Raw genomic sequence first — 18,212 nt, 5'->3', positions numbered from 1 at the left:
TTCTGTCGCCACAGACGCCGCCGCCGCGCCCTCTGATCGGGTGTGGCGGCGGCGTCTTTTTTGAAGCGTGCCTGCCAGTCGGATGTTGCAGCCAGGCCCTTGTTGTCGAAGAGGCGCTGCGCTATACCGGTGAGCATATGAGGCCAGCGCGCTGCGCGTGGTGCTCTCCGCTCTGATGTATCTGCACAGGAATGCCCATGTCCGCTTCATCGTCTCCCATCGCCAATACCGCCAGCCTGATGCCGCAGCACGCCGATTTCTCCGACTGGCCCGACAGCCGCGACTGGCTGGCGCATCTGGTCAGCTTCAATACCGTGTCGCGCGAGTCGAATCTGGCGTTGATCCATTGCCTGCGCGACGCCCTGGAAGTGGTCGGCGTCAGTGCCGAGGTCATCCACAATGATGGCGGTGACAAGGCCAATCTGCTGGCGGTGATCGGGCCGGAAGTCGAGGGCGGTGTGGTGCTCTCCGGGCACACCGATGTGGTGCCGGTGGAGGGGCAGGCCTGGGACAGTGATCCCTTCACGCTGCGTGAAGCCGAGGGTCGCCTTCATGGGCGTGGTTCCTCCGACATGAAGGGCTTCATCGCCTGCTGCATGGCGGTGGTGCCGGCGCTGGTGAATGCCCAGCGTGCGGGCACGCTGAAAAAGCCGGTGATTCTTGCCTTTTCCTATGACGAGGAGATCGGCTGTCTGGGGGCGCCGCGCATGATCGCGCGCCTGCGTGACCGCCTGCCGCGTCCGGCGGCAGTGCTGGTGGGCGAGCCGACCATGATGGCGATCGTCGATGCCCATAAGGGCATTACCGATCTGCGCACCACGGTGACCGGCAAGCCGTCGCATTCCAGCCTGGTCTATCAGGGGGTGAGCGCCATTCATCTGGCGGCGCGCATGGTGACCTTCATCGAGGACCGCATGCAGGCGCGCATCGATTGCGGCCATCTGGACGAGCGTTTCGATGTGCCCCACGCCAGTCTGCATGTCGGGCGCATCGAGGGCGGCACGGCGGTCAATATCACTGCTGGGGAGTGCATCTTCGACTGGGAGCTGCGCCACCTGCCGGGCGAGGATGTCGAGGCGATGCTGGCGGAGATCGATGCCCACGCCGAGCGTCTGGTCGCTCCCTATCGTGAGCGGGCGCCAGAAGTGGCGATCCGCAGTGAGCGCACGGTGGAAACGGTGCCGTCACTCGGGCATGGCGATCGGGACCCGGCCATTCGCCTCTGCCAGCGTCTGCTGGGCGATGAGCGGGCCAGCGAGGCCGTGGCGTACACCACCGAGGCGGGTCAGTTCCAGAGCGAAGGCTGGCCGACGGTGGTCTGCGGGCCAGGCTCCATCGGGGTCGCACATCAGGCCAATGAGTACATCGAACTCAGCCAGCTGACGGCCTGTGATCGCTTCCTGTCCCAGCTGGTGCGTGAGCAACAGGGTGGCTGAGGCTCTTGTATTGAGTCCCTTCTGACGGGCCTGATGCCCGGCTGAAGCGTGCACTCACAGCATGCCGGGGCGGGGTGTCTCCTGCTCCGGCATCGGGCGCAATGCCGTGGCGCATTCCCGCAACAGGTGGTCGGTGAGCTTGTCCAGCGTGCTGCCTCCGTGGCGCCAGTGATGCCAGTAAAGCGGTACATCGAGGGCATGGTTCGGCGCGATATCCACCAGCTCATCACTGGCCAGCAGATGTGCCGCCTGCTGCTCGGGAATCATGCCGTAGCCCATGCCGCTCAGGGCCAGACGCACGAAACCTTCCGATGACGGGCAGAGGTGGTGTGGGAAGGGCTCATCGAAGCCCATGGTCGACAACAGCCGGTGTTGCAGACGGTCATCACGGCCATAGACGATGGCGGGCATGTTGCGCAGGGTCTCGGCCGGCAGAATGTGCGGGATGGCGTGACCTTGTGTCGCGATATGGCGCTGCACGAAGTCCGGGCTGGCCAGCGCCCGATAACGCATGCTGCCCAGCGGATGGGAGCGCGCACCCTGCACCGGGCGTGGCGTGGCACAGATGCAGCCCGCGACTTCACCGTCGCGCATGCGCCTGAGCGCCACTTCCTGATCCTCCACCAGCATGTCCAGCAACAGGTCGCGCTGGCGACAGAAACTGCCGGTGACGGTCGGCCACCAGGTGGCCAGCGAATCGGCATTGATGGCGATGCGCAGTCGCTGCTCGCTCTCGCCGAGGGCGGGAATCTGGTCGAGCAGGTCATGCTCCAGCAGGCGTACCTGCTGGACATGATTGAGCAGGCGCCGCCCGAGCGGTGTCGGCCCCAGTCGCGGTGTACGTACCAGTACCGGCTGCCCCAGCCGTGCTTCCAGCAGCTTGATGCGCTGCGAGACCGCTGACTGCGTCAGCCCCAATGCTCTCGCCCCGCGTTCAAAGCCCGCCTGATCGATGACGGCCGCCAGCGCCTCCAGCAGTTTATAGTCCAGCATCAGTATTCCTTATGATCCATTCCCTGAATCAATTTCCTTGATGGATTCATCCTAGCGTACTCTGCCTGCCTCAGCACTGACAGCCGTGGCAGGCGCCGTCAGTCACGGCAACGACACGACGAAAGGACAGGCGATATGTGGTGGTCATTCTTCAATGGGGCGGGGGTAGGCGCAGGCTTGATCATCGCCATCGGGGCGCAGAACGCCTTCGTCTTGGGGCAGGGGCTCAAGCGCGAGCATCAATGGTGGGTGGCGGGGCTCTGCGCGCTGTGCGATGGCGTGCTGATCATCGCCGGCGTGCTCGGGCTGGGCGCGCTGATGCAGCAGTCGCCGCTGTTGATGAGCATTGCCCGCTGGGGCGGGGTAGCGTTTCTGCTCTGGCAGGCACTCAAGGCGTTGGGGCGCATGCGCACTGGCGGCCAGCTGACGGCCAGTAACGCGCTCAAGGCCAATCTCGGCAAGGTGCTGGCGGCGACCTTGGCCGTCACGCTGCTCAATCCCCAGGTCTATCTGGATACGCTGGTGATGCTGGGCGCGATCGGCGCGCAGCAGCCGTCCCCGGAGAGCTTCATCGTCGGGGCGAGCCTGGCCTCCTTCGGCTGGTTCTTCGGCCTGGTGGCATGTGCCGGTTGGCTGGCACCACGTCTGACCAGTTCGCGTGCCTGGCAGGTCATCGAGGCCTTCATCGCCACGATTCTGCTGTGGGTGGCCTGGCAGCTGGGTAGCGGTGCCTGGCTCTAGCAGCCAACGCAAGACGGGCAAGAGGCAACAGCAGGCGTGACGCGCCGATAGGTGTAAAGAAAGCATGACGCAGTGTCAGGCGCTCGCCGCAGCGGGAGCGCCCCGAGAGGGCAGTGTCGAGATGGCCGTCAGCGCCATGGCAGAGATTCGTTACATGTCTGGCGTGAGGGGAGGCAGGGCGCGGCACCAATGCAGGCGCAAGGCGCATGGGCAGGGCGGCAGGCAAGGCATAGATTTCCGATAACGGAATCGGGACACGACAGGTGGTCAGTGTGACGCGTTCACCTGTCGTGAAGGATGTTGCCCGCCTTTTCTCTACCTTGCCTGCCCTGTCGGCAGCCTGACTCAGGAGCCTCTCATGAACGCACCGGCGCGTATCGAACAGCACAATCCCATCGGCACGGACGGCTTCGAGTTCGTCGAATTCACGGCTCCGGATGCGGCCGGCATCGATGCCCTGCGCAAGTTGTTCAACCAGCTCGGATTTACCGAGACCCGTCGCCATCGCTCCAAGCAGGTGTTCCTGTTCCAGCAGCACGGCATCAATGTGGTGCTCAACGCCGAGCCGAACAGCCCGGCGGCGGAATTCGCGGCGATCCACGGCCCGAGTGCCTGTGCGATGGCCTGGCGTGTGGCGGATGCCGAGCAGGCGCATCGTTACGCCCTGGCGCACGGTGCGCGCAGCGTCGAGCATCCGGTCGGGCCGGGCGAGGTGGGCATCCCCGCGGTGCAAGGCATCGGCGGTTCGGTGCTGTACTTCGTGGACCATCACCGCGAGCGCTCGATTTACGATACCGACTTCGTCGCCATTGATGGCGCAATCGAGAATGCCAACAGTGTCGGCCTGCATACGCTGGATCACCTGACCCACAATGTCGGGCGCGGTCAGATGGATGTATGGGCAGACTTCTATTCGCGTATCGCCAACTTCCGCGAGATCCGATATTTCGATATCGAAGGCAAGATGACCGGGCTCTTCTCGCGCGCGATGACGGCACCCTGCGGCAAGATGCACATTCCCATCAACGAGTCAGCGGATGATGACTCCCAAATCGCGGAATTCATCCGCGATTACAATGGGGAGGGCATTCAGCACCTGGCGATGGCGACGGATGATATCCATGCCACCGTCAAGGCGCTCAAGGCCAATGGCGTCACCTTCCTGACCACGCCGGCCACCTATTATGAGAAGGTCGATGCGCGGGTGCCCAACCACGAGGAGAATGTCGAGGACCTCAAGGCATTGAATCTGCTGGTCGATGGCGCGCCCGGGGAGGGGATTCTGTTGCAGATCTTCACCGAGACGGTGATCGGGCCGATCTTCTTCGAGATAATCCAGCGCAAGGGCAACGATGGTTTCGGCGAGGGCAACTTCAAGGCACTGTTCGAATCCATCGAGGAAGACCAGATCCGCCGCGGCATCATCGGTGGCGAGTGATTTCCCCAATCGGCACGCCAAGTGATTTCGCTAGCCGGCACGCTCTGATCATTGCGTGATCACGCTGGCATCTTCAGCAACACGAAAGCCCCGCCGGTGATAGCCGACGGGGCTTTCGTGTTGCTGAAGTCTTGATTCAGGCAGTCAGGCTCAGGAGGTCGTCGGGACGCGCTGGTGATCGATCACCTGACGCAGCACGAAGCTTGAATGCACGCCGGTCACCCCCTCGATGCGCGTGATCTGCTTGAGCAGCAGGTCGTGATAGTCATCCATGTCCTTGACCACCACCTTGAGCTGGTAATCGGCTTCCTGGCCGGTGATCAGCAGGCATTCCATCACCTGGGGCAGTGAGGCGATGGTGTCCTCGAAGTTGGTGAAGCGCTCCGGGGTGTGGCGGTCCATCGAGATATGCAGCAACGCCATCAGGCTGAGTCCCAGCTTGCGGGCATCTATCTGGGCGCGATAGCCGGTGATCATGCCGCTTTCTTCCAGCGCACGGACACGGCGCAGGCAGGGCGACGGGGACAGGCCAATGCGCTCCGCGAGTTCCTGATTGCTGATGCGACCCGAGTGCTGAAGCTCGTCAAGAATGCGACGGTCGAAGCGGTCCAGTGTCGGGAGAGGAGTATTCTGGCTCATTTTCGCAATCCATTAGCGGTGAAGGTATGAATGGTGAAATAATCTGCTTTTAAGATGGCGATGTCATGTGGTTTTCGCAATCGTCCGCTCTGATATGCGGCATATACTGTAATCACTGCTCAGCGATGAAGATGCTCGCTCGGGTCGTGGCTGTCGCATGACACGACGCACGACGCGAACGACATACCTGAGCAGGATGAGCCACCGGCGCTGGCGACACGCCTCTTGCAACCGGTGAACGCGGAACTGCAGTCGGCTTCTGATCGAAGCGAGGCTGCCGAAAGGGCTCTAGTGGTGATCCCACCGTCCTTCTCTCCGCGCTGGAGACCGTGATCCGGTCCCGGAGCTTGCGGCGGTCAGTGACGTTACGCTGTCCCCGACTTGCTTGCTTGCCCTGCTGACGGCAAGCTTTCGGATGCAAGGCCTTCACGCCTTCGTCATCTCACATTTACTCAGGCGCCCCGATTGGGACACTGTTGAGTGCGAAAGGTGCCATCGATCTCCCGTATCGGGCCTCGATTGCCGGTTTTTCGCACCCAGACCGCCAAGGACACGACCATGACTGCTGCATCCACGCCAAGTGCTGCCTTCGACCACACCAAATATCGCCCCGTGACCCCTGTTGCACTGACCGACCGCCAGTGGCCGTCGCGTACCGTGACCCAGGCGCCGCTATGGGCGAGTGTCGACCTGCGTGATGGCAATCAGGCGCTGCTCGAGCCGATGACGGTCGAGCAGAAGAAGCTGATGTGGAAGCTGCTGGTCAAGATCGGCCTCAAGGAGATCGAAGTCGGTTTCCCCTCCGCCAGTCAGCTCGATTTCGACTTCGTGCGCTGGTTGATCGAGGAAGATCAGGTCCCGGAAGGCGTCAGCATCCAGGTGCTGGTGCAGGCGCGTGAGCACCTGATCGCGCGCACCTTCGAATCGCTGGTCGGCGCGCGTGATGCCGTCGTTCACGTCTACAACTCCACCTCCACCGTGCAGCGTGAGCGGGTGTTCGAGATGGACCGTGACGGTGTCAAGGCGATTGCCGTCGAGGGTGCTCAGCTGGTCAAGGACTACGCCGAGCGCTACCCGGACACCAACTGGGTGTTCCAGTACTCGCCGGAGAGTTTCACCTCCACCGAGATGGATTACGCCGTCGAGGTCTGTGAAGCGGTGATGGATGTCTGGCAGCCGACGCCGGAAAAACGCTGCATCCTCAATCTGCCGGCCACGGTGGAAGTGGGCCCGCCCAATCACTTCGCCGACCAGGTCGAGTACTTCATCAAGCACCTGAGCCGTCGTGACTGTGCGATCATCTCGCTGCACACCCACAACGACCGCGGTGGCGCCGCCGCCGCCGCCGAACTTGGCCTGCTGGCCGGGGCTGACCGCATCGAAGGCACCCTGCTGGGCAACGGTGAGCGCACCGGCAACATGGACCTGATCACCCTGGCGATGAACCTCTACAGCCAGGGCATCGATCCGGAGCTGGATCTCTCCAACCCGGACGAGATCATCCAGGTCTACACCGAGTGCACCAACCTGCCGGTTCACCCGCGTCATCCGTGGGTCGGCGAGCTGGTCTACACCGCCTTCTCCGGCAGCCATCAGGATGCCATCCGCAAGTGCCTCAAGAAGCAGCAGCCTGGCGAGCCGTGGCAGGTCGCCTATCTGCCCATCGACCCGCAGGATCTGGGTCGTGATTTCCAGGCGGTGATCCGCGTCAACAGTCAGTCCGGCAAGGGTGGCATGGCCTTCCTGCTCGAGCGCGATCATGGCATCAGCCTGCCGCGCTGGATGAGCCTCGAGCTCGCGCCGCACGTGCAGAAGGCCAGCGAGCAGGTCAGTGGTGAGCTGTCCAGCGACCAGATCCGCGCGATTCTCGATGCCAGCTTCAAGCGTGAAGCGCCGCTGAGTCTCAAGGGCTATCGTCTGGATCGCGAAGGAGCCGAGCAGCTCACCGCGACACTGGTCGATGACAAGGGCGAGCAGATCGCGCTGGCCGGCGAAGGCAACGGCGCCATCTCCGCCTTCATGGATGCCTGGCAGCGTCACACCGGTTCCACCGTCAGCGTGGTGGACTACGGTGAGCACGCCCTTGGCGAAGGCAGCGATGCCGTCGCGGTGGCCTTCGTGATGCTCAATCTGGATGGCAAGCGTGTCTGCGGCATGGCCGAGGATGGCGATACCGTGAGCGCATCGCTCAAGGCCGTGCTGTCGGCGGTCAATCGCGGCCTGGAAAGCAGTGCACGCAGCGAAGCGGAACGTGCCGAGGAAGCCGGCCCGGTCGCTGTCTGATGACATCACGCCTGATGCGTGACTGATCAGGGGCTTTTCTGCCTCTCTCGAGACCCTCGCTCACCAGAGCGGGGGTCTCTGCGTTTTGTGGCAGGGCAGAAGTTGCCCGGCTGGCGCTCACGCCCGCCGTTGCTGGGCTGACGCGGGCAAGCTTGCGTGGAAAATACGTGTCATGCTCGCCAGGCCGCTATAGACTTTTGTCTTATGTTGACGGCTCAGTCAACATCCGGACTTGCACCGGTGCCCACCCTGCGTATCATCGCTGCACCCGCATAATGATAACGATCTGGTGGCAGACCGGATTCGAGAACACAACAATTCCAAGCGGTGCAAAGGCAAACCTCCTGATGGAAGAGATAATGGATGCGTCCCCATCCCTGCTCTGATCGGGCATCGCCAGTGCACCTCTCGTTCAGGAGGTCCGCTAGAACAACCCACAACTACTCATCGGTATCGCATGATTCAACTTGATGCTATCACCACCCTGTTGCTGGCGGCGCTTGTCCTCGTCGTTGGCCATCTGATCGTCGAGCGCGTGCGCGTGCTGCGCGAATTCAATATCCCCGAGCCTGTGGTCGGCGGCCTCATCGCTACCATCATCGTCACCGGCCTGCGCGGCCTGGGTTACGAGTTCCAGTTCTTCGGCGGCCTCCAGACTCCCTTCATGTTGCTGTTCTTCGGCTCCGTTGGCCTGTCGGCAGACGTTCGCATGATTCGTGCCGGCGGCAGCAAGCTGGTGCTGTTCCTCGCGCTGGTCATCGGTCTACTCATCCTGCAGAACCTGCTGGGTGTCGGTGTTGCCAGTCTGTTCGGTCTTGATCCGGTGCTGGGTCTGCTCGGCGGTTCCATCACCATGTCCGGTGGTCACGGCACCGGCGCAGCATGGGCCAACGTCTTCGCCGACGAATATGGCATCAATGGCGCGATGGAAGTCGCGATGGCCTGTGCCACCTTCGGGCTGGTGTTCGGTTCCCTGATCGGCGGGCCGACGGCACGCTTCCTGATCAATCGCATGAAGCGCGAAGGGCAGGACCTCAATGCCCAGGTCAGTGATTCCGAATATGACGAGACGGAAGTCCAGCACCCTCTGAATACGGCCAATGCCCTGAAGACACTCTTCATGCTGCTGCTCGGGGTCGTCTGTGGCAAGCAGCTGCAGTCGCTCACGTCGGGCACCGCCTTCTCGCTGCCGACCTTCGTGTGGGTGCTGTTCAGCTGTATCGTCATCGGCAATGTGGTGCGCGCCTTCGGCGACAAGCACCTCAATACCCACGCCGTGGATGTGCTGGGCAACATCAGCCTGTCCATCTTCCTGGCGCTGGCGTTGATGACACTCAAGCTCTGGGATCTGGCCAATCTGGCACTGCCGATTCTGGCCATCCTGCTGGCACAGGTTGCACTGGTGTTCCTCTACACCACCCAGGTCACCTTCCGCCTGATGGGCAAGAACTACGACGCAGCGGTACTGGTTGCGGGTAACTGTGGTTTCGGCATGGGCGCCACGCCGACGGCGATCGCCAACATGCAGGCGGTCACGCAGCACCACGGGCCGTCGCGTCTGGCCTTCATCATCGTGCCGGTGGTGGGTGGTTTCCTAATCGATATCGCCAACTCGCTGATCATCAAGGGCTTCCTCGGCTTCTTCTGAACATGACCGCAGGTGTCATGATGAGAAGTCGCAGAATCTGCCTGGCATGAACGACAACGCCGGACTCCATTGGAGTCCGGCGTTGTCGTTTCGGGGGGCTGAGGCTTGCAGGTTTCCAGGGCTCAGTCTTCAAGGACTCAGTCTTCAAGGGCTCAGTCTTCAAGGACTCAGTCTTCAAGGGCTCAGGCTTCAAGGGCGGTGAGAATCTCGTCAGGCGCTTGTGCTTAAACCCTTGTTCTCACCTTCGCTTTTACCTTTGTTCTCTTCCTCGTGCTCCCCCAGATCCTGCGTCAACACTTGCCTCTACACCCACAGTGCCACGATCAGGCCATAGGCCAGCAGCGTGACGACCACGGTACCGGCCAGGTTCAGGAAGAAGCCGGCGCGCATCATGGTCTGGATCTTGAGGTGGCCGGTGGCGAACACGATGGCGTTGGGCGGCGTCGCCACCGGCATCATGAAGGCACAGCTGGCCGCGATGGCCGCCGGCACGGTGATCAGCAGCGGATCGATGTCCAGCGACAGCGCCAGTGCTCCCAAAAGCGGCAGGAAGGCGGCAGCCGTCGCGGTATTGGAGGTGACCTCGGTCAGGAAGATGATCACCAGTACCACGATGGCGACCAGGCCGATGAGTGGCAGCACGCTGAACATCGACAGCTGGCCGGCGATCCACTCGGCGAGGCCCGAGCTCTTGATCACGCCCGCCAGTGCCAGGCCACCCCCGAACAGCAGCAACACGCCCCAGGGCAGGTCACGCGCGTCTTCCCACACCAGCAGTCGACGACCGCGTGAGGTGCCGGAGGGAATGGCGAACAGGCCCACGCCGATGGCCATGGCGATGCCGGTGTCCGACAGCCAGGCAAGGCCCATCTGGTTGATCAGCGGGCGGAACATCCACAGCAGGGCAGCCACCAGGAAGGCAACGCCGACACGCTTCTCGGCGCTGCTCATGGCACCCAGTGCCTTGAGCTCGCGGCTGATCATCTCGCCGCTGTCTGCCGTCTCGGACTTGAAGGAGAAGGGCGTGCGCGTCAGCCACCACCAGGTGATGGCGCACATCGTGATGGCGACCGGCAGGCCGACGAGCATCCACTGGGCGAAGCCGATCTCGATGCCTTGATCACTGGACAGGTAGCCCGCCAGCAGGGCATTGGGCGGCGTGCCGATCAGGGTCGCGATACCGCCGAGACTGGCGGAATAGGCGATGCCCAGCAGCAGGGCGGCGGCGTAGCGCTTCAGTTCCGGGTCATTGCTGTCGCGCTCATCCTGACCACTCGACATCAGGCTGACCACTGACATGCCGATGGGCAGCATCATGATGCTGGTGGCGGTGTTGGACACCCACATGCTGATGAAGCCGGTGGCGATCATGAAGCCGGCGATCTGGCGGCGCGGCGAGTGACCGGCAAGCTTCAGCGTATGCAGGGCCACGCGGCGATGCAGGTCCCAGCGCTGCATGGCGATCCCGAGCAGGAAACCACCGAGGAACAGGTAGATGGTCGGGTTGGCATAGGCGGCGGTGGTGCTCTTGATGTCGTCGATGCCAAGCGCCGGCACCAGCACGATGGGCAGCAGCGAGGTCACCGGAATCGGCAGGGCCTCCGTGGCCCACCAGGTGGCCATCAACAGGGCCAGGCCGACGCAGAGCCAGGCGCTGTCCGGCATGTCGCCCGGTGCCGGTGTCAACCAGGTCAGCAGCAACAGGAGGGGGCCGAGTATAAGGCCGATGCGCGCCGCGAGTGGCGCTTGTGGCGGCGTAGTGGATTGATCAGCGACGTGATCGGGAGATTGCTCAGGCATGTCGACTCCAGAGAAGCCGGTCGGCGACTGGCTTCCTCATCATGGTGGTCATCGTGTTGTTGGTATGGGTCATGGTAGGTGATGGCGATTTGTCGTGTTGGTGTTATTCATTACATGCCGCGCATATATCCCCGGTCGGGGTGACGTGCACGGCGTGTCATGTTGCCTGCCTTGTCAGAAAGTCGCTCGCGAGTCGATCAGCCGGGCGTTCAGGCGACAAGGCGCGGCCATTGTCTCAGCATTGCGGCGCGGCTCAATAGCCTTCATTGCCTGTTTTGAAACGCCGGTCGGTGAAACCTTGACGCCGCGCAAGCGCGACGCTTGATTCGAGGTGTTCACACCTCGGGCCAGGCCCTGTATGGCGCCATCTTGCACGGGGCAGGTTGCCGTCTGGCGACAGACGCTGTCGTTGGCTGTGGACTTGTGAGCGCAAGGGCTGGAAGGTAGGGTTAGCAGCCATGAACAGGGCCAGCGCAGGACAACTGCGTGGCCTGCTGTCGCGTTACTTTCACAAGGAAGATGATTGATGATTCTGGTCACGGGTGGTGCAGGCTACATCGGCTCTCATACGGTATTGGCGCTCATGGAGGCCGGCCATCAGGTGCTGGTGCTGGACAACCTGTCCAATGCCAGCGAAGCCTCTCTTGCGCGTGTGGCGACACTTGCCGGGCGTGAAGTGCCGTTCGTCGAAGGGGATATCCGCAACGGGGCGCTGCTCGACAGCCTGTTCGAGCGTCACGATATCGAGGCCGTGGTCCATTTCGCCGGGCTCAAGGCGGTCGGCGAGAGCGTCGCCAAGCCGCTGGCCTACTACGACAACAACGTCAATGGCACCCTGGTGCTGTGTGACGCCATGGCGCGTGCCGGCGTCAAGCGTATCGTGTTCTCGTCTTCCGCCACCGTGTATGGCGATCCGGCTTCCACGCCGATCCGCGAAGACTTCCCGACCTCCGCGACCAACCCCTATGGCCGCTCCAAGCTGATGGTCGAGGAAGTGCTGCGCGACCTGGCTGTCGCGGATGACAGCTGGCGTATCGCGCTGCTGCGCTACTTCAATCCGGTGGGCGCCCATGAGTCCGGCACCATCGGTGAAGACCCCAACGGCATTCCCAACAACCTGGTGCCGTATATCAGCCAGGTCGCCGTGGGCCGCCTCGAGGAACTGGCCGTGTTCGGGGATGACTACCCGACGCCGGATGGCACCGGGGTGCGCGATTACATCCACGTCGTCGACCTGGCCGATGGCCACCTCAAGGCGCTGGACTACCTGGCCGGTGATGCGCGGGATGGCGTTCACACCTATAACCTGGGCACCGGTACCGGCTATAGCGTGCTGGACATGGTCAAGGCGTTCGAGAAGGCCAGCGGTCGTCCGGTGCCGTATCGCATCGCACCGCGTCGCGCCGGTGATATCGCCGAATGCTGGGCAGAGCCGGACAAGGCCTTCAACGAGCTGAAGTGGAAGGCCGAGCTGGGTCTCGACCGCATGATGGCCGACAGCTGGCGCTGGCAGTCGCGCAATCCCAACGGCTATCGCAGTGCCTGACAACTGATACTGCATGGTCAGTGCGCCGAAATTGACCGAGCTTGAGTTGACCGAGCTTGAGTTGACCGAGATTGAGTTGACGGCGCTTGTGTGAAGACCTCTCGAAGCGGTCGCGGGCAGCATCCGCGGCCGCTTTTGCGTATGATGACGGCGGGCCGAAGGGCCCGTGTCGACTCCTTCGAATTCTCTGCGAGACCCCCATGACCCAGTCTGATGCCACCCTCGATCTTGAACTGCTGACGGCCATTGAACAGCTTTGCCGTGAAGCGGGGCAGGCGATACTCGCCGTTGCCCGTGGGGGAGAGCTCGGCACGCGCGCCAAGGCGGATGACAGTCCCGTCACGGCGGCGGATATGGCGGCGCATCGTGTGCTGGTCGAGGGGCTGGCCCGCCTGACGCCTCAGATTCCGGTGCTCTCGGAGGAGAGCGACAAGGCCGATATCGCGGCGCGGCGTGACTGGCAGACCTTCTGGCTGGTCGACCCGCTGGATGGCACGCGCGAATTCGTCACCGGCAGCGGTGAATACACCGTCAACGTGGCACTGATCCAAGGGTCGCGCAGTGTGCTGGGCGTGGTGGATGCGCCGGTGCTGGCGACGACCTGGAGCGGGCTTGCCGGCGTGGGGGCCTTCCGGGAAGACGCCGCCGGGCGTGTCGAGATCGCGGTCAGTCCGGAGCCAGAGGTATTGAGAGTCGTGGCCAGCAAGTCGCATCTCGATGCGCGCACGGCGGCGCTGATCGAGCGCCTGGCACCGGTGGAGAATGTCAGCTGTGGCAGCTCGCTCAAGTTCTGTCGCATCGCGGAAGGCAATGCGGACCTCTATCCGCGCTACGCGCCGACCAGCGAATGGGACACCGCGGCGGCCCAGGCCGTACTGGAAGCGGCCGGCGGCCAGGTCTTCGATGCCGAGTCATTGCCTGTACAGCCGCGTCGTCTGGACTATAACGCCCGCGATACGCTGGTGAATCCCTTCTTCATCGCCTGTGGCCAAGCGGATGGTCGCTGGCGCCAGGCGCTGGACGTCTAAGGGTGGCCGGGGCTCGACGGCTCGTGCATCCATTGGCCCGCGTGAGGGCTGAAGCGTTCATGCCGTTGCGAGGACGCGCATGAAGGGCCTGCTGCAGCGCCTCGTCCGTCGCCTGTTTGCGCGCAGTGATCAGGCGAGCAAGCGGGCCGGGGGGATCTCCGCCATCATGCTGTCCCTGTTGGCGAGCCTGGTGCCGTTGATCTATCACGGCCTGCTCGAGGGCGGCCTGATCCTGTTCGGCAACCTGTTGCTGTGGCCGTGTCTGCTGGCGGCGCTGCATCGTCCGCGCTGGCGTTGGCCGGCGCTGGGGCTGATGGCGGCGCTGGGTGTCAATCTCTCCGCAAGTGTGGTCAGCGCCGTCTATTACGATTCCCGCTATGGGCTGGCCTTTGCGCTCAGCTCGCTGGATACCAGTCGCAGCGAATCGATGGCGATGCTGTTCAAGTTCCCGCTGGCCCTGATCGTGCCGCTGGGGTTCTTCCTGCTGGCGCTGTCACTGGGCAATCGCTTCGGGTCGGGGTTGGCGCGTGCCCGGCTGGGCGGGCACAGCGGAATCGCCTTCGTGCTCTGGATGCTGATGCTGCTGGCCGGTAGCTGGCAGTGGGGGCGGGCCAGCGTGCCGTTGGTCATCACGACGCTGTCGGTCTCGCCGGGCTGGAATCTGGCCACCACCTCGCATGCCTGGTGGGAGAAGGAACGCTACAAGGCGCTGATGGCGGATGACTATGATTTCGGCGGCGTCTCGCGCAGCCCCGAAGTGTCGGATGACGCCGTTTTCGTCCTGATCATCGGCGAATCCCAGCGCCGCGATCAGCTGTCGCTGTATGGCTATTCCCGCGCCACGACGCCGAATCTCGATGCGCGCCGCGATGAGCTGGTGGTCTTCGATCAGGCCATCGCCCCGGCGCCGCAGACCGTGCTGGCGGTGCCGATGCTGGCCAGCCTGACCGACCCGCGCACCTTCTCGCCGCGCTACCTGGACGCCAATCTGATCTCGCTGGCCAATCAGGCCGGCTATCATACCGAGTGGCTGTCGCGCCAAGGGCTCGACATCACCTCCGAGCGTACCTGGATCACCGCCATCGCCCAGCGTGCCGATATCGCGCGCACCATCATGACCGACTATGACGATGGCCTGCTGGATGCCCTTGATGAGGCGCTGGCGCGTGATGTTGCCGGGCCGCGGCTGATCGTGCTGCATCTGTACGGCAGCCATCCTCCCGCCAGTCTGCAGTACCCGGATTCACTGCGCTATTTCCTGGCCCCGGACAGCCGCTCGCCGCTGACCGATGCCTACGATGACAGCATCCGCTTCACGGATCAGGTGATAGAGGGCGTCTTCCAGCGCCTCGAAGGGCGGCCCGCTGGCGTGCTCTATCTATCGGACCACGGCCTCGAGCATGACCCGCTCAGTGACGCCTATGTGCATGGCGGTGACCGCCCCAGTCAGGCGCCGTACCGCATTCCGCTGTGGCTGTGGCAGACAGCGCAAGCGCCTAATCCCGCACGTGAGCTGGCGCGCCTGCGGTCGCACGCCGATGCGCCTTTCGCCAGTTTTGACCTGCCCTATCTGGCCAGCGACTGGCTGGGTATCCGCTTCTCCGGTGACAAGCCGTGCCTGTCGCCCTGGGCGGTCTGCTATCAGCCGCGTGAGCGTCATCCGGTGCTGGACCAGCTGGGACGACTTAACTTCTATGAAGCCCTGCCGTCGGACTTTCTTTCCCGACCTCTCGCGCCGGGTGCCGAAGAGCTCGAGGAAGCCGTCGAGGCGACCACCGAGCTGCTGGAACGTCCGGGGTTCGCGTCCGGGCTGGGTGCGAAGCGCGATGGGCAAGCTCCAGAGCCGGATTCCCGCGTGACGCCGCCAGAGGAGTCGTCGGCGCTCACCTTGTCCCCTGCTTCATTACCTTCAGAAACTCTCAAGGACTGACATGAAAATCACTGTCTTCGGAACAGGCTACGTAGGCCTGGTGACTGGCACCTGTCTGGCCGATGTCGGCCATGACGTGATCTGCATGGACGTTGATGCAGCCAAGATCGATGGCCTCAAGCAGGGCGAGATCCCCATCTTCGAGCCGGGGCTGGAGAGCATGGTGCTGCGCAATGTCGAGGCTGGCCGTCTCAACTTCACCACTGACGCGCGTGAAGCCGTCGAGCATGGCGTGCTGCAGTTCATCGCCGTGGGGACGCCGCCGGACGAAGACGGCAGCGCCGACCTCAAGTACGTGCTGTCCGTCGCCACCACCATCGGCGAGCACATGAATGACTACAAGGTCATCATCGACAAGTCCACCGTGCCGGTGGGCACGGCAGACCGCGTCAAGGCGCGGGTCAAGGACGTGCTCGACCAGCGCGGTGTGAGTGTCGATTTCGATGTCTGTTCCAACCCGGAATTCCTCAAGGAAGGCGCCGCGCTGGACGACTTCACGCGTGGCGCGCGCATCGTGGTCGGCACTGATTCCGAGAAGGTGCGTGAGCGCATGCGCGAATGCTACGCGCCCTACAACCGCAATCATGAAAAGCTGATGTTCATGGATGTGCGCGCCGCCGAGCTGACCAAGTACGCCGCCAACGCCATGCTGGCGACCAAGATCAGCTTCATGAACGAGATCTCCAACCTGGCCGAGCGTCTCGGCGCGGACATCGAGGAAGTGCGTCGCGGCATCGGCAGTGACCCGCGTATCGGCTACCACTTCATCTATCCGGGCTGTGGCTATGGCGGCTCCTGCTTCCCGAAGGACGTCCAGGCGCTGGCGCGTACCGCAAGCCAGGTCGGTTATGACGCCGAGCTGCTGACCGCTGTGGAATCCGTCAACAAGCGCCAGAAGGTGACGCTGTTCGACAAGCTGTCGCGGGCCTTCGATGGCGACCTCAAGGGCAAGACCATCGCTGTCTGGGGCCTGGCCTTCAAGCCCAACACCGATGACATGCGTGACGCGCCGAGCCGCACGCTGATGGAAGCGCTGTGGGCGGCTGGCGCGACCGTGCAGGCCTATGACCCGGAAGCGATGAAGGAATGTCGCCGCATCTACGGCGAGCGCGATGAGCTGGTACTGGTCGCGGACCGTCAGCAGGCGGTCAAGGGCGCCGATGCGCTGGTGATCTGCACCGAGTGGAAGGAATTCCGCACCCTGGATGGCGAGTGGCTGAAGTCTCAGCTCGGCTTCCCGGTGGTGGTCGATGGCCGCAACCTGTTCGAGCCCGCCGCCATGAAGGCCGCAGGCCTGATGTACTACGCCGTCGGTCGTGGTGACTCCATGCGCCGTGTGCAGGAGGCGTCGTGAGCACTGGTGCAGGCAAGCTGGCCGCGATCGCCATCCGTCAGGTCGAGAAGAACACCGGTGCCAGCCGCAATGCCTTCGAGCAGGCGGATGCGTTGCGCGCGCTGGGCTATCGCGTGGTGATTCTCGCCGAGCGCGGCAAGCCCGAACTGGCTCGCTCACACGGCGCGGAGCTGGTGCGTCTGTGGCGGTGGCCATTCAAGGGGGCGTATCGACGTTTCTGGTTCAATCGCCGTGTTCAGGCCTGGGCCAGCCGTCATGCGCCCGACCTGCTGATCAGTCATGGTGACTGCGAAAGCCCGGATACCGTCTATCTGCACAATTGCGTGCACCTTGCCTCGCAGTGCATCCATGGCCGTGAGCTGCCTGGCGACCACGAAGTGGCGGCGATTCATGATCACGTGCTCAAGGGTGGCAAGTTCCGTCAGGTCGCGGTCAATTCGCGCATGATGGGCGAGGATCTGATAGCGCGCTATGGTATCGCGCCTGAGCGGATCGAGATCAGCTACCCGGGCTATGACCCGGTGCAATTCACGGTCGAGCGTGCACGCGCAGGGCGCACCGCCCAGCGTGAAGCGTTGGGCGTGGCCGAAGATGAGCTGCTGGTCGGTCTGGTGTCATCCGGCAACTTCACCAAGCGCAATGTGGCAGGGTTCGTAGCGATGGCGGCGCTGATGGATCAGGCCTCACCGGGCCGCTATCGCTTCCTGGTGGTAGGCAAGGATGATGCCGCGCCTTACCAGCAGCAGGCCAGGGAGGCGGGCATCGCCGAGCGTATGCTCTGGCGCTCGACCATCCCGGAGGTCGAGACGCTCTACGGCGCGCTGGACCTGTTCGTGATGCCGGCCCATATCGAGGAATTCGGACGTGTCGCGCTGGAGGCGATGGCCTGTGGCGCACCTGTGCTGCTCAATGCGCGGGTCGGCTCGGCCGAGCTGCTCGATGACTATCCTGAGCTGGTCATGGCGGCAGAGTCCACGCCACAGCAGTGGGCCGAGCGCTGCAGCCATCTGCTCGAGAGCGACACGCAGGCGCTGAGCACTGCACTGGCCAGCCTGGCACGCAATTACTCGCATCAGGCACAGAATCTCAAGCTCAAGGCCAGTTTCGAGGCCTTGATGGCGGGGCGCTGATGGCTGGACAGATGAAAATCTGTGCCGACAGCTCGACCACTCGCGTGCCGGACGAAGCGTGAGTGCAATAGGGCAAGGTGTACAAGAGAGAGCGACACGACTGGCCCCGTATCCCTGATGCGGGGCCTCTTGTTGACGCAAGGCGTGGGCGAGGGCGGGCTATGTGGTCATCGGTCGCAGTGCCCCGCCTTGGGTGTCGCGTGTGCAGTCCCTATACTCATGGCTTGTTTACCGCAGGAGAAAGGC

At 63.3% G+C, this 18,212-nt stretch carries 13 protein-coding genes; 10 read left to right on the top strand and 3 right to left on the bottom strand.

From position 1 onward, the window contains the following. The first annotated feature begins 239 nt into the window (after positions 1-239). A complete protein-coding gene (gene argE / locus FLM52_12155) occupies positions 240-1,436 on the top strand; it encodes an acetylornithine deacetylase (protein NVN56534.1) in 1,197 nt (398 codons plus the stop codon). Between the two features lie 54 nt (positions 1,437-1,490). On the opposite strand, the gene FLM52_12150 is transcribed toward argE, so the two are convergent. After that, positions 1,491-2,429 carry a LysR family transcriptional regulator ArgP gene (locus FLM52_12150; GenBank protein NVN56533.1) on the bottom strand — a complete coding sequence of 313 codons (939 nt, stop codon included), beginning with the start codon at positions 2,427-2,429 and terminating at the stop codon, positions 1,491-1,493. A gap of 135 nt (positions 2,430-2,564) precedes the next feature. On the opposite strand from FLM52_12150, the gene FLM52_12145 reads away from it, so the two are divergent. Both FLM52_12145 and hppD read left to right on the top strand, forming a co-directional pair. Next, positions 2,565-3,170: an amino acid transporter gene (locus tag FLM52_12145; GenBank protein NVN56532.1), complete on the top strand. Its 606-nt coding sequence runs from the start codon at positions 2,565-2,567 to the stop codon at positions 3,168-3,170. 358 nt (positions 3,171-3,528) lie between these two features. Next, positions 3,529-4,608 carry a 4-hydroxyphenylpyruvate dioxygenase gene (hppD, locus tag FLM52_12140; GenBank protein ID NVN56531.1) on the top strand — a complete coding sequence of 360 codons (1,080 nt, stop codon included), beginning with the start codon at positions 3,529-3,531 and terminating at the stop codon, positions 4,606-4,608. A 150-nt stretch (positions 4,609-4,758) separates the two neighbouring features. On the opposite strand, the gene FLM52_12135 is transcribed toward hppD, so the two are convergent. Next, the gene (locus FLM52_12135; protein ID NVN56530.1) at positions 4,759-5,247 is read right to left on the bottom strand and encodes an Lrp/AsnC family transcriptional regulator; all 489 of its coding nucleotides are present in this window, start codon (positions 5,245-5,247) and stop codon (positions 4,759-4,761) included. A 558-nt stretch (positions 5,248-5,805) separates the two neighbouring features. Between FLM52_12135 and FLM52_12130 the strand changes: the two genes are divergently transcribed. Beyond that, positions 5,806-7,530 (top strand): 2-isopropylmalate synthase, encoded by a 1,725-nt coding sequence (locus tag FLM52_12130; protein NVN56529.1) that lies wholly within the window; start codon positions 5,806-5,808, stop codon positions 7,528-7,530. A 457-nt stretch (positions 7,531-7,987) separates the two neighbouring features. Further along, positions 7,988-9,178, top strand: a complete 1,191-nt coding sequence (gene gltS / locus FLM52_12125) for a sodium/glutamate symporter (protein ID NVN56528.1) — start codon at positions 7,988-7,990, stop codon at positions 9,176-9,178. Between the two features lie 303 nt (positions 9,179-9,481). On the opposite strand, the gene FLM52_12120 is transcribed toward gltS, so the two are convergent. Beyond that, positions 9,482-10,978: a DASS family sodium-coupled anion symporter gene (locus FLM52_12120; protein NVN56527.1), complete on the bottom strand. Its 1,497-nt coding sequence runs from the start codon at positions 10,976-10,978 to the stop codon at positions 9,482-9,484. Between the two features lie 523 nt (positions 10,979-11,501). Between FLM52_12120 and galE the strand changes: the two genes are divergently transcribed. The 5 genes from galE to FLM52_12095 all read left to right on the top strand — a co-directional run bounded on the left by galE (position 11,502) and on the right by FLM52_12095 (position 17,966). Next, on the top strand, positions 11,502-12,524 hold the full coding sequence (galE, locus tag FLM52_12115; GenBank protein ID NVN56526.1) for a UDP-glucose 4-epimerase GalE: 1,023 nt from the start codon (positions 11,502-11,504) through the stop codon (positions 12,522-12,524). Positions 12,525-12,724: 200 nt separating this feature from the next. Continuing rightward, entirely contained in the window at positions 12,725-13,552 is an 828-nt protein-coding gene (gene cysQ / locus FLM52_12110; protein NVN56525.1) for a 3'(2'),5'-bisphosphate nucleotidase CysQ, read from the top strand. A 79-nt stretch (positions 13,553-13,631) separates the two neighbouring features. Further along, complete coding sequence (locus FLM52_12105) at positions 13,632-15,482, top strand: sulfatase-like hydrolase/transferase (protein ID NVN56524.1); 1,851 nt, start codon at positions 13,632-13,634, stop codon at positions 15,480-15,482. A 1-nt stretch (position 15,483) separates the two neighbouring features. Next, complete coding sequence (locus FLM52_12100; GenBank protein ID NVN56523.1) at positions 15,484-16,836, top strand: UDP-glucose/GDP-mannose dehydrogenase family protein; 1,353 nt, start codon at positions 15,484-15,486, stop codon at positions 16,834-16,836. Continuing rightward, complete coding sequence (locus FLM52_12095; protein NVN56522.1) at positions 16,833-17,966, top strand: glycosyltransferase family 4 protein; 1,134 nt, start codon at positions 16,833-16,835, stop codon at positions 17,964-17,966. Before FLM52_12100 ends, FLM52_12095 begins: the two co-directional genes overlap by 4 nt. The last annotated feature ends 246 nt before the right edge of the window (positions 17,967-18,212 follow it).

This window comes from bacterium Scap17 (assembly GCA_013376735.1).
Classification (GTDB): Bacteria; Pseudomonadota; Gammaproteobacteria; order Pseudomonadales; family Halomonadaceae; genus Cobetia.
This window is presented reverse-complemented; position numbering and strand designations above follow the sequence as displayed.